Here is a 12784-nt window from a genome sequence, read left to right as displayed (position 1 = left end):
TAAAATTTGAAATTTTGCAGAATTTGTTGAGAATTATAGACCTGTTGGAGTGATCATTAAATAAATTTTACGTATAAAATAAATAAAGTCGTCCTTTTTATTGATTTGCATCAAGATTTAACAAAATCAAAAACTTAACATTACCTAAATCAAACTAAGCATTAACAAATTATCTACAAAATGACCAATTATTTTACTTCACTGATGAGCTTTTTTTCCTCTATTGAAAATCCACTGACATTGATGTTCATCAGTGCATTTTTGAGCGCCACGCTACTTCCCGGCAATTCAGAAATTATCTTTTCCGCTCTTATTTCTCAGGCACTGCAAATAGAAAATGGTTCATTTTATCACCAGATTATCCCCTTATTCATTAGCGCAACATTAGGCAACAGCTTAGGTAGCTTAACGACCTACGCCGTCGCACGTCTTGTCCCTCAACCTCAATTTGAAAAAACACCGAATAAAACAGCAAGATGGGCATTATATCACAGCAAAAAATATGGAATCTGGATTCTCCTATTTAGTTGGTTACCGATTGTTGGTGATCTCTTTTGCGGTATTGCCGGCTGGTTACGTTTCAATGTTTGGTACAGTCTGATTTTTATCACATTGGGAAAAGCAATAAGATATGTAGTTTTATTATGGGGAATTTATAGTTTATTAGGCTAACTTTAACGTGAGCTTTGTGCATAAAAATGGTATGTTATGCGCCTGCTAATTCCTTGAGAAGTATTTAATGACAAACAAAACAGCCCCCGAAATTCTATCAATATCCACCATTGCAAAAACCAGAATCTTTGAAGTGCAATCGGTTGATTTGCGTTTTTCCAACGGTGAACAGCGCACTTACGAACGCTTAACGCCACAACGGCGCTCTTCCGTCATGGTTATCCCAATTCACCATAACCAACTGATTTTCGTCAAGGAATATGCAGTAGGTCCGGAACGTTATGAACTCACCTTTCCAAAGGGAATTGTCGATGCGGGAGAACAACCGGTTGAAAGTGCAAACCGAGAATTACAAGAAGAAATTGGTTTTGCCGCACGTTGTATTGAACCGTTACGTTCACTTTACAGTGGTCCAAGTCATATGTACGGTTTAATGCATATATTCGTCGCACAAGATCTCTACCCTTCTCAACTTGAAGGTGACGAGCCGGAACCGTTAGAAATCGTTTACTATCCGCTGGATAAAATCGATGAGTTGTTAAGTGACCCAAACTTTGCTGAATCACGTAATTTATCCGCCCTGTTTTTATTAAAAAACCATTTAAAATCATTATAGGAACAAATTATGTTTAAATCTCATCTACCGTTATTGGTCATATTCCCGTTGTTAACACAGCTGGTATTTACCTTCTGCTTAGGCATTTTAAACGGTTTTAATATAGAAACGCTAACCAGCGTCTTCTCATTTTTTACATTACCGGCATTTTTATTTGCCGTTGTATGCAATTTTACCAAATACCATCAACGTAACTTAATACAAGTGATGCTTATGCCGGCAATAGTCAGCTTTATCACCGCCGTCGTTTTTATGTCGATTATTTTTATAGGACCTAAAGATTTTATAGGATCGGTATCATTACTTGAACAAAGTCTAATGAATATAATGATCGGTCTAATGATAGCGGGAGCAAACGCCATCTACTCTATGTTGATCCTACGCCCGTTTTTACCAAAATCAGAATAACGTTTTTCTTGAACGGGTTTCTAGAATAAAGTCGAGTCCGGACTTATCAATAACAGGAGCTTTATGTTAAGTTTAAATCAACAACTTCTCAATAATGTATTAACCATTGCCTACCAGGCTGGCAGACATTTACAAGATTTTTATACACAATCGGTTAAGATTCAAATTAAAGAAGATCAAACCCCGGTTACCGAGGCAGATCTCTTTGTTAGTCAATTCGTGATCGAACAACTTAAACAACTTACCCCCGATATTCCTGTTTTATCCGAAGAAGCAAGTAAAATTTCGTTAAACGAACGCCAACAATGGCAACAATATTGGCTCATTGATCCGTTAGACGGCACGCAACAATTTATCGACAGAACCGATCAATTTTCCGTCGTCATCGGCTTAGTTCAACATAACCGCCCTGTCTTAGGTGTCATTCATGCCCCGGCTTTAGATAAAACCTATTATGCAATGAATTCGCACGGTGCATTCTTACAAGAAAACAAGCAAACGCTCCAACTTCAGCATAATTGCAAAATTCCGGCTGAAACTGACCGCTTGTTAATCACGATCGGCACCTCCAACAGTGAAAAAATTGTCCAAGCAATACAGCCACCTTACCAAGTTAACTTTTTAAAATACGGCTCAAGTAGCTTAAAAGCGGGATTAGTTGCCGAAGGCAAGGCTGATTGTTATATCCGCCTCGGAGATACCGGAGAATGGGATACCGCAGCCGCTGAAGTACTGTTGGCAGAAACCGGCGGACAAATTTTTGATCTCCGTTTCCAGCCGTTAACCTACAATCAACGCGATACGTTTGTAAACCCGCACTTTATTATGGTCGGCAATAAACAGACAAATTGGCAATCCATCTTTCAATTTAATTAGTTTTATTGATTGGTAAGTTTAGAAAAATTATTGCAGAATAACACAAAATTTTAACAATTAGATTAGGATAACAAGCAACAAATGAAAGCAGATAACAACTGTATTGTAATCTTCGGTGCCTCCGGCGATTTAACTTACCGTAAACTGATTCCGGCACTTTATCACCTTTATAAAATGGGCAGATTGTCCGAAAATTTTTCTGTTCTGGGCGTTTCCCGCACCGATTTAAATGACGAAAGTTTTCGTAAAAAAATGCATGATTCACTTATCTCCCTTGAAAAAGCAAGCGGTGAGAGTTTAGAAAAATTCTGTGAACACCTTTATTATCAAGCAGTAAATACTTCTAATGCGGTAGATTATGCAAAATTACTTCCTCGATTAGACGAATTACATGATAAATACGGCACAGGCGGTAATACGCTTTATTACTTATCTACACCGCCTAGTTTATACGGTATTATTCCGGAATGTTTAGCCGCTCACGGATTAACGACTGAAGAATTCGGTTGGAAACGGATTATCGTTGAAAAACCGTTCGGTTACGATATTGAAACCGCTAAAGCGCTGGATATTCAAATTCACCGTTTCTTTGAAGAGCACCAAATTTACCGTATCGATCACTATTTAGGAAAAGAAACGGTACAAAACTTATTGGTTTTACGTTTTTCAAACGGCTTGTTTGAACCATTATGGAATCGTAATTTTATTGATTATGTTGAAATTACAGGTGCAGAGTCTATCGGCGTTGAAGAACGTGGAGGCTATTATGATGGCTCAGGTGCAATGCGCGATATGTTCCAAAACCATTTACTTCAAGTGTTAGCCATGGTTGCAATGGAGCCGCCGGCAATTATCAATGCGAATTCAATGCGTGATGAGGTGGCAAAAGTATTACATTGTCTACACCCGCTTAATAAAGAAGATTTAAAAAATAACCTTGTACTCGGACAATATACGGCCGGGCTTGTTAACGGCAAGGAAGTGAAAGGTTATTTACAAGAAAAAGGCGTGCCGGAAGATTCTAATACCGAAACCTATATGGCGGTACGTTGCCAAATTGATAACTGGCGTTGGGCGGGGGTACCTTTTTATGTACGCACCGGTAAATGTTTACCTTCTCGCGTGACTGAAGTCGTTATTCACTTTAAAACGACTCCGCACCCGGTATTTAGCCAAAATGCCCCGGACAATAAATTAATTATCCGCATTCAACCGGACGAAGGTATTTCCATGCGTTTCGGCTTGAAAAAACCGGGTGCCGGCTTTGAAGCCAAAGAAGTGTCGATGGATTTTCGCTATGCGGATTTAGCTTCACCAAGTTTGTTAACGGCGTATGAACGTTTGTTATTAGATGCGATGAAAGGCGACGCCACCCTATTCGCCCGTACCGATGCAGTTCATGCCTGCTGGAAATTTGTTCAACCGATTTTAGATTATAAAGCCGAACGTGGACGAGTTTATGAATATGAGGCAGGTACGTGGGGGCCTTCTGAAGCCGATAAACTGATAGCCAAACACGGTAAAGTTTGGCGTAAACCAAGCGGTTTGATGAAGAAAAAAGTTTAAGAATATCCTCTATCGCTGGCGCGAGCGTCTCGCTCGTGCCCTAGAATTCTATTTGGCACGAGCGAGACGCTCGCGCCGGCTAAAAAGGAAAAAACGATGAACATAACTATCTTTAACACAGCCCAAAACGCCGTTGAAAAAATCGCCGAAGAATTTAAGGCTTATAGTGAACAAAATCGCCCTGTACATATTTCGTTATCGGGTGGGAGTACGCCAAAACTGCTGTTTAAAACCCTTGCTCAAGAGCCGTATAAAAGCCAAATTCAATGGCAAAACTTACATTTTTGGTGGGGCGATGATCGTATGGTTCCGCCACAAGATCCTGAAAGCAATTACGGCGAAGTGCAAAAATTACTGTTCGATCATATCCAAATCCCGGCGGAAAATATCCACCGTATTCGTGGAGAAGAGCCTGTGGAACAAGAACTTGTAAGATTTTCGCAAGAACTGACCGCTTGCGTACCAAATACTGAATTTGATTGGATTATTTTAGGAATGGGAACGGACGGACACACAGCATCTCTGTTCCCACATCAAACAAATTTCAATGATCCCAATTTAGCTATTATTGCCAAACACCCTGAAACAGGGCAAATTCGTATTTCCAAAACCGCTAAATTAATTGAACAAGCCAAACGCATTACTTATTTAGTCACAGGGGCAAGCAAAGCGGAAATTCTCAAAGAAATCCAAACCACCCTGGCGGAAAACCTGCCTTATCCGGCAGCAAGAATTAAAGCGACAAATGGTGTGACCGAGTGGTATTTGGACAAAGAAGCAGGTGCATTACTTTAATTTTTTGTTGATAGATTGCCAATGAGTTAAGCCATGATTGAATATAAAATCAATATTCCTCTCTCCGTAGAGCAATATCGCACATTATTAAATCGAACAACGTTGGGAGAACGTCGTCCGCTTAATGAATCCGAGCGTGTAGAATCCATGTTAAAGCACGCCAATTTAATCATCTCCGCATGGGATAACGATGAACTGATTGGCGTTGCCCGCTCCCTGACGGATTTTAGCTACTGTTGCTATTTGGCAGACTTGGCGGTGCGGGACGATTACCAAAAACAAGGTATCGGGCAAGCACTCATTCAGCAGACTCAAAACGCACTGCACCCAAAAGCAAAACTGATTTTGCTCGCTGCTCCCCAAGCAGTCGATTACTACCCACACATCGGTTTTGAGAAACACCCGAGTGCATGGACGAAACATTAAAAGATTGGGTATTGTTCTTTAAATATGATCGCATTGCGAGGTTAACACTAATTGATGGTGAGTATTTAAGGTCACAAATTGTGACCTTAAAATCTAAATTTGCGATCCGTGTCGAAAAATCGTAAAAAGGTGTTCGAACTTCGTTATAAGAAGGTTCATTCTAGTTTCTATTTGAGGTCATAAATTGTGACCTCAAAATGCTAAAAGTAAGACGCTGAAGGAAAAAAGATGAACCAATTAGTACAAATTAATTCTGAATTGGAAGCACAGATTTTTACGGTAAGAAATGTTCAAGTAATGCTTGATAGCCATTTGGCAAGCCTTTATCAAGTAGAAACGAGAACATTTAACCAAGCGGTTAAACGAAATTTGGAGCGCTTTCCAGAGGAATTTCGTTTTCAATTGACGGAAAGTGAGTGGTCGTCTCTAAGATCACAATTTGTGATCTTAGAGAAAGAAGAAAATAAAAATGCGAAGGGTAAACATAGAAAATATTTACCCTATGCCTTTACCGAACAAGGTATTGCAATGCTTTCAACCGTATTGCGTAGTGAAGTTGCAATTCAAGTCAGCATTAAAATTATGCAGGCTTTCGTACAAATGCGACATACACTGTTGAATAACGCCGGTGTTATTCAACGATTAGAAAATGTAGAACGCAAACAGATTGAAATGTCAGGGCAATTGGAGCAGGTATTCTTAGCTCTAGAAGGAAATAAACCACGCATTCAAGGTATCTTTTTTGATGGTGAAACTTTTGATGCCTATACTTTTGTCGCAGATTTAATAAGAAAAGCAGAATCTTCTATTATTTTGACGATTCTGTCTTGACGTTATTTAGTAAACGTAAATTAGGTGTTAATGTCACACTTTATACAAAAACAATCAGCAGGCAGTTGGCACTTGATTTAGAACGTTATAATAGTCAATATGAGCCAATAACGATAAAACCGTTTAATCAATCACACGATAGATTTTTGATTTTAGATCGCACCGAACTCTACCATATCGGTGCCTCATTAAAGGATTTGGGCAAAAAATGGTTTGCCTTTTCTAAAATGGATTTATCAACCAGTAAAATTTTAGAACAGTTAGAAGAACAATAAGCAAGCGGTCAGATCTGCAAAAAATTTTGCAAAACGCACCGCTTGTCAGGAAAGAAAACAATGTCAATACTCGCTTATATTTTAACAACCCTTGTCGCCCTTGAACATTTCTATATTATGTATTTAGAAATGTTTGCGTTAAACAGCCCAAAGGCAAGGCAGATTTTTAATTTAGATGAACAAACGGCAAGCAATCCTAAAATTCAGTTGTTGTTTGCTAATCAAGGGTTGTATAACGGATTTTTAGCCGCTGGAATTATTTTTTCCCTTTGTATTCAACAAAGTGCGGTGACTTATTTCTTTTTAAGTTGCGTGATCGTGGCGGCGGTTTATGGGGCGATAAGTGCGAAGAATAAAGGAATTTTGATTAAACAAGGGTTGCCGGCGGTGTTGGCGTTGGTAACAAATAATATGTAGGAGAACATAAAATGAGTGAACATTTGTTTATTTTATATGGTACAGCTAATACTGGTAAAACAACGACTTTCAATAAATTATTTGAAACAACATGCGATAACTTTTTAGCTAATTTAATCTATTTTGAACGAGATGAAAATCTCGTTGATTTTATAGCCGTTTTCCAAAACGGTAATATTAAAGTCGGCTTATATTCTGCTGGTGATGGAGAACTACAAATTCGCCATAATTTATATCAGCTTAACAATCATAATTGTGATTATATTTTTGGAACTTCAAGAACTAGAGGGAAAGGAGTTAAAGTACTCGATAAATATGCTGAGTTATTTCATGATACCAAGGAAAATATTAAATGGTATGAAAAAAAGAAACCAACTGATGAAGATAATTCTAATGTTGTTAAACAATTATTTAAAGAACTTCAAAAGTTATTGAAATAACTTTTGTGAGTGCGTGTAAACGCACCAAAAATTCAAAACGGTGCGTTTACACGCACCCTACATAACAGGAGCAAAAAATGTCAGTAAAAGGCGATATCGGCGTTATCGGTTTAGCGGTAATGGGTCAGAACCTTATTTTAAATATGAACGACAACGGCTTTAAAGTCGTTGCCTATAACCGTACTACATCAAAAGTGGACGAGTTTTTAGAAGGTGCAGCGAAAGGTACAAACATTATCGGGGCGTATTCTTTAGAAGATTTGGCTGCGAAATTAGAAAAACCACGCAAAGTGATGTTAATGGTGCGTGCGGGTGAAGTGGTTGATCAATTTATTGATGCATTATTACCGCACTTAGAAGAGGGCGACATCATCATTGATGGCGGTAACTCAAACTACCCTGATACTAACCGCCGAGTGAAAGCATTAGCGGAAAAAGGCATTCGCTTTATCGGTTCAGGCGTGTCGGGCGGTGAAGAAGGCGCACGTCACGGACCTTCCATTATGCCGGGCGGTAATAGCGAGGCGTGGCAATATGTGAAACCGATTTTCCAAGCGATTTCAGCAAAAACCGACAAAGGCGAGCCTTGCTGTGATTGGGTGGGCAAAGAAGGTGCTGGTCATTTCGTGAAAATGGTACACAACGGTATCGAATACGGCGATATGCAGTTAATCTGTGAAGCCTACCAGTTCTTAAAAGACGGTTTAGGTTTAAGTTATGATGAAATGCAGGCGATCTTTGCTGAATGGAAAAAAACTGAACTTGACAGCTATCTCATTGATATTACAACGGATATTTTAGGTTACAAAGACACAGACGGCACGCCATTAGTGGAAAAAATCCTTGATACCGCAGGTCAGAAAGGTACAGGTAAATGGACAGGGATCAACGCATTAGACTTTGGTATTCCATTAACCTTAATCACCGAGTCAGTCTTCGCTCGTTGTGTGTCTTCATTCAAAGATCAACGTGTTGCCGCATCTAAATTGTTCAACAAAACCATTGGTAAAGTGGAAGGCGACAAACAAGTTTGGATCGAAGCGGTGCGTAAAGCGTTATTAGCATCAAAAATTATCTCTTACGCACAAGGCTTTATGCTGATTCGTGAAGCGTCCGAAAACTTTGGTTGGGACATCAACTACGGTGCAACCGCATTATTATGGCGTGAAGGTTGTATCATTCGTAGTCGTTTCTTAGGCAACATTCGTGATGCTTACGAAGCAAACCCTGATTTAATCTTCTTAGGTTCAGATGCTTACTTCAAAGGCATTTTAGAGAACGCATTAAGCGATTGGCGCAAAGTGGTGGCGAAATCGATTGAAGTCGGTATTCCAATGCCGTGTATGGCAAGTGCGATCACTTTCTTAGACGGTTACACTTCAGATCGTTTACCGGCAAACTTACTGCAAGCACAGCGTGACTACTTCGGTGCACACACTTACGAGCGTACTGACAAACCGCGCGGCGAGTTCTTCCACACCAACTGGACGGGGCGTGGCGGTAATACAGCTTCAACCACTTACGATGTCTAATTGAACTTTATATCCGAATAGAGGACAAACAAGCGGGTAGATTTACCCGCTTTTTTACAATTTATTATTTATCGGAAGCAAATTTATGAAAAAATTATTAGTACTTTCTACTATTGCTTTAGCATTAGCCGCTTGTTCAAATGAAGGTAAAGGTCCGCATGGCAAACCGCCTCATAATCCGGAAATGGAAGCTGCGATGCAAGAATGTCAAAAAACGGTAACAAACAAAGAAGATCGCGCTGCATTTGATGCCTGTATGAAAGCAAAAGGCTTTGAAAAACCGGCTGATAATGGTCAAGGTCCGAAACCACCGAAAGCGTCAAATTAATCATACAGTAAGTAATTGCATGAAACCGAGGCACGAGAGAAACACTTGTGCTAGCGGTTAAAAAGGGGCGAAAATATCGCCCCTAAATTTTGCAAATTTTTCGTAAAATCTGACCGCTTGTCATTAAATTGTCATAAATTTTTCCTAAACTTCCTCGCGGTGAACACACCAACAACAAGAGGAATCTTTATGAACAAACTGACTAAAATTGCTTTCGTTACGCTTTTTACCTTTTCTACGGGTACAACAGCAATAGCAAATGAAACCGCAGCAACGCCTGCAAAAAATGTGATTTTATTAATCAGCGATGGTGCAGGATTACAAACATGGCATGCGGCAAGTTATTACCGTCATGGTGCATTAGGTCGTGAAATTTATGATAAATTTGATGTCAAACTATTCGCCTCCACCTACCCTCTCAACACTTCCACAACTCCGACTAAAACCAGCGAAAATTCGGTTAAATTCGATTCTACAAGACTTTGGGATATACAAAAGTCCGATAATACCATCAAAGGTTCTCTCGGCTCTTACCCCGGTTATTTCCAAGGTTATGACTATACCCGCACAGATTATACAGACAGTGCTGCCGCTGCTACAGCGTTAGCAAGTGGTTATAAAACCTATAATAATGCGATTAACTGGTCAAATAATGATACAAAACTCAAACATATTGGTGAATATGTGGTGGAAAGCGGACGTGATTTAGGGGTTATCAGTTCGGTACAGTGGAGCCATGCAACCCCGGCAGGCTTTTTAGCCCACAATATCAATCGTAATAACTATCAAGAGATTGCCAAAGAGATTGTCGATTCAGGCTTGGCGACAGTTGTGATGGGCGCAGGCCATCCTTACTATGATGCAAATGGTAAGGCGATTGAGCCTAAAGATGATAAAGCCTTCCGTTTTGTCGGCGGCAAAGCGACGTGGGAAAAATTAACTTCTGGTCAATCTGAATATAAACTGATTGATAAAAAAGAAGATTTTGTTGCGTTAGCGGAAAATAAATTGGATCTCGGTGATAAGAAAAAAGTGTTAGGTACCGCGTCAAATGGGGCAACTTTACAGTTTAATCGTTCAGGTCAAGCGGCAGGGAATTTACTGGCAAACCAGCCGGATCTTGCAACGATGACGAAAGGTGCCCTGAATGTGATCAGCCAAAATCCGAAGGGCTTTTTCTTAATGGTTGAAGGCGGCGCTGTAGACTGGGCGGCGCATGCTAACAATTTACCGCGTATTATTGAGGAACAAATTGATTTCAACCTTGCTGTTGAAGAAGCGGTGAAATGGGTAGAAAAAAATAGTTCATGGGATGAAACCTTGCTTATCGTCACCACAGACCACGGTAACGGGTTGCTACAAGGCCCGGATTCTAACAGCAATTTCTATTCCGAAATCATCAATCAAGGCTCAGGTGCATTGCCTTTAGTTCGTTGGCATACCGATAACCATACTCGAGAGTTAGTACCTGTCTATGCGAAAGGTAAAGGTGCAACTTTCTTTAATACGGTAGCACGCAAAGATCCGAACTTGGGCAAGTTCTACAAAGTACCACAGGAAGAACAGCGTTATATTGATAACACCCATATTTTTGATGCCAGCACAAAAGCATTAGGCATTAAAACCGACAAACAATAATATAAAAATAGGGTGACGCAGAAAAGCTCACCCTATTAATACTTAATACACGTGTCGCCTATTTCGATACGATATTTCCATTACGGGTTTCCGTACTTAATGTTGTATTTCGTTTTTTGGTGGTGAAATCCGCACCGGAAAATTCTCCGCTTTGGTTACCTAAAAAGAAGTCCCGATACTCTTTTACCCACATTGCCGTTGCTCCGCAAACAGCTACCGGCATCACGACCAAATTAACGAACGGAATCATCGTAAACAGGCTCACTAAAGTACCGAAAGTAAAATTCATCGTGCGGTATTGCGCCAACGCATTTCTCATCCGTTGAAATTGAATTTTATGGTTATCAAATGGATAGTCGCAATACTGAATCGCAATCAGCCATGCGCCGAAAATAAATGCCAGAACCGGCACTACCGTTTGTCCCAAAACAGGGACAAAACCCAATAAAAACAAAGCGAGCAAGCGTGGAATACTGTACCACATTTTTTGCCATTCCCGCTTTAGCATTCTCGGTACATCTTTTAATACTGCGGCAAAACTCATTTCCGTTAGGTTTTCACCCGTCAATTGCTGTTCTACCTTCTCTGCTAACAACGCATTAAAAGGAGCAGCAATAAAATTTGCTAAAGTGGTAAAAGTAAAATAGAAAATCACCAAAATTAATACAAAAATTAACGGAATTAACACAAAGCCTAACCATTCCAACCACGTCGGAAGGAAAGAGTCAAGTAAACCGCCGATATTTACAAAAAACAGCCAAATCAAACCGATCATTAATACCGTATTAATCACAACAGGGAAAATAACAAAAGGCATAAGCTGACGCTGTAATATTAAGCGCCAACCATAAATAAAATAATGAAAACCTGCACTTGCTTGGCTTTCAGGAGAAGAAAACGGAGAAGACATTACTCACCCTACTATTCAAAAATTTGGAAGAAAGGAGAAATATGGTAAGCTATATGCTCATTTTTCGCAAATGGAGCGAAATTTCAATTTTGACGATTATTTGAGCTAAGAGGACAAAATGGAAACTTATATTCTTTTCTTTATTTTGGCAGGGCTGCTAATTGCTATTTTAATTGGATTTAGCGTATGGTCTGCACGCCGTGAAAAATCACGTATTTTTTCAAATACGTTTTCAACTCGTCCACCCTCAACGCCTATAAATAACGATATTATCGGTAATGTGCCGCCTACATTAAATCCGCGAGGTTTTAACCCTCAAGCATCCGCACATTCAGATTTCAATACACCAGATTTTGCACAAACTCAGCAGCAAGAAGTACAAAACAGCGTAAAAAACATCAAAATCAGCTTGCCGGGTCAACAAACCGAACCGATGCATTCGGAACAACCGCCCATTCAACCTGCCGCGCCTACTTTTGCTCAACAAATTCAACAATCTCAACCGATTGTAGAAACTCCACCGACCGAATTATATGAGGACCCCCGCTCACAGCAACCTCAAGTAGAAATCGCACCAGTCGTAACCGAAGCCGAGCCACAGCCGGAACAACAAGTTACCGAAAGTGAAAACGGCATTATCACACTCTACGTTGTTGCCCCCGAAGGTCAGCAGTTCCGCGGTGATTTTGTCGTGCAACAGTTAGAAACCCTAGGTTTCCAATTCGGTGAATACCAAATTTTCCACCGCCATATTGATAACACAACCAGTCCGGTATTGTTTAGTGTTGCCAATATGATGCAGCCGGGCATTTTTGATTTATCCAAAATCGAACAATTCAATACCGTCGGTTTGGTATTCTTTATGCACTTGCCTTCTGTCGGTAACGATCTTGTTAACTTGCGCTTAATGATTCGTACAGTCGAAAGCTTTGCTCAAGCTGTCGGAGGTTTCGTACTGGATGAACAACATCAACTATTTGACGATCAATCCCGTCAAAACTATTTATTACGCGTTACTCAAGCGTAATACACAAAACATTTCACAAAACGCAAT

The 12784-nt window shown here is 40.0% G+C and carries 16 protein-coding genes; 15 read left to right on the top strand and 1 reads right to left on the bottom strand.

Features of this window, described 5'->3' with window-relative positions; translation table 11 throughout:
- The first annotated feature begins 180 nt into the window (after positions 1 to 180).
- The 14 genes from ACEYJ7_RS02410 (at position 181) to ACEYJ7_RS02345 (ending at position 10820) form a co-directional block, all read left to right on the top strand.
- On the top strand, positions 181 to 672 hold the full coding sequence (locus ACEYJ7_RS02410) for a YqaA family protein (RefSeq protein ID WP_373777428.1): 492 nt from the start codon (positions 181 to 183) through the stop codon (positions 670 to 672).
- A gap of 67 nt (positions 673 to 739) precedes the next feature.
- Positions 740 to 1288: an ADP compounds hydrolase NudE gene (nudE, locus tag ACEYJ7_RS02405; protein WP_373777427.1), complete on the top strand. Its 549-nt coding sequence runs from the start codon at positions 740 to 742 to the stop codon at positions 1286 to 1288.
- Positions 1289 to 1297: 9 nt separating this feature from the next.
- Entirely contained in the window at positions 1298 to 1696 is a 399-nt protein-coding gene (locus tag ACEYJ7_RS02400) for a hypothetical protein (RefSeq protein WP_373777426.1), read from the top strand.
- A 63-nt stretch (positions 1697 to 1759) separates the two neighbouring features.
- Complete coding sequence (cysQ, locus tag ACEYJ7_RS02395; RefSeq protein WP_373777425.1) at positions 1760 to 2572, top strand: 3'(2'),5'-bisphosphate nucleotidase CysQ; 813 nt, start codon at positions 1760 to 1762, stop codon at positions 2570 to 2572.
- 81 nt (positions 2573 to 2653) lie between these two features.
- Positions 2654 to 4138, top strand: coding sequence for a glucose-6-phosphate dehydrogenase (gene zwf / locus ACEYJ7_RS02390; protein ID WP_373777424.1), 1485 nt, complete (start codon positions 2654 to 2656; stop codon positions 4136 to 4138).
- A 96-nt stretch (positions 4139 to 4234) separates the two neighbouring features.
- The gene (gene pgl, locus ACEYJ7_RS02385; RefSeq protein ID WP_373777423.1) at positions 4235 to 4933 is read left to right on the top strand and encodes a 6-phosphogluconolactonase; all 699 of its coding nucleotides are present in this window, start codon (positions 4235 to 4237) and stop codon (positions 4931 to 4933) included.
- A gap of 33 nt (positions 4934 to 4966) precedes the next feature.
- Entirely contained in the window at positions 4967 to 5359 is a 393-nt protein-coding gene (locus ACEYJ7_RS02380) for a GNAT family N-acetyltransferase (RefSeq protein WP_373777422.1), read from the top strand.
- Between the two features lie 228 nt (positions 5360 to 5587).
- Positions 5588 to 6190: an ORF6N domain-containing protein gene (locus tag ACEYJ7_RS02375; RefSeq protein WP_373777421.1), complete on the top strand. Its 603-nt coding sequence runs from the start codon at positions 5588 to 5590 to the stop codon at positions 6188 to 6190.
- Entirely contained in the window at positions 6187 to 6465 is a 279-nt protein-coding gene (locus ACEYJ7_RS02370; RefSeq protein WP_373777420.1) for a hypothetical protein, read from the top strand. Before ACEYJ7_RS02375 ends, ACEYJ7_RS02370 begins: the two co-directional genes overlap by 4 nt.
- Before the next feature lie 60 nt (positions 6466 to 6525).
- The gene (locus tag ACEYJ7_RS02365; RefSeq protein WP_373777419.1) at positions 6526 to 6882 is read left to right on the top strand and encodes a DUF1304 domain-containing protein; all 357 of its coding nucleotides are present in this window, start codon (positions 6526 to 6528) and stop codon (positions 6880 to 6882) included.
- 11 nt (positions 6883 to 6893) lie between these two features.
- A complete protein-coding gene (locus ACEYJ7_RS02360; RefSeq protein ID WP_373777418.1) occupies positions 6894 to 7322 on the top strand; it encodes a hypothetical protein in 429 nt (142 codons plus the stop codon).
- Between the two features lie 77 nt (positions 7323 to 7399).
- Positions 7400 to 8854, top strand: a complete 1455-nt coding sequence (gene gnd / locus ACEYJ7_RS02355; RefSeq protein WP_373777417.1) for a decarboxylating NADP(+)-dependent phosphogluconate dehydrogenase — start codon at positions 7400 to 7402, stop codon at positions 8852 to 8854.
- Between the two features lie 85 nt (positions 8855 to 8939).
- Positions 8940 to 9182, top strand: a complete 243-nt coding sequence (locus ACEYJ7_RS02350) for a hypothetical protein (RefSeq protein WP_373777416.1) — start codon at positions 8940 to 8942, stop codon at positions 9180 to 9182.
- Between the two features lie 189 nt (positions 9183 to 9371).
- Complete coding sequence (locus ACEYJ7_RS02345; protein ID WP_373777415.1) at positions 9372 to 10820, top strand: alkaline phosphatase; 1449 nt, start codon at positions 9372 to 9374, stop codon at positions 10818 to 10820.
- 58 nt (positions 10821 to 10878) lie between these two features.
- Here the strand turns inward: ACEYJ7_RS02345 and cysZ are convergent, their stop codons facing one another.
- Positions 10879 to 11730 carry a sulfate transporter CysZ gene (gene cysZ / locus ACEYJ7_RS02340; protein WP_373777414.1) on the bottom strand — a complete coding sequence of 284 codons (852 nt, stop codon included), beginning with the start codon at positions 11728 to 11730 and terminating at the stop codon, positions 10879 to 10881.
- Between the two features lie 118 nt (positions 11731 to 11848).
- On the opposite strand from cysZ, the gene zipA reads away from it, so the two are divergent.
- Positions 11849 to 12757, top strand: coding sequence for a cell division protein ZipA (zipA, locus tag ACEYJ7_RS02335; protein ID WP_373777413.1), 909 nt, complete (start codon positions 11849 to 11851; stop codon positions 12755 to 12757).
- The last annotated feature ends 27 nt before the right edge of the window (positions 12758 to 12784 follow it).

Source organism: Glaesserella sp., from assembly GCF_041814905.1.
Classification (GTDB): domain Bacteria; phylum Pseudomonadota; class Gammaproteobacteria; order Enterobacterales; family Pasteurellaceae; genus Glaesserella.
Note: the sequence above shows the minus strand (reverse complement) of the source record. Positions and strands in the feature narration are given on the sequence as shown.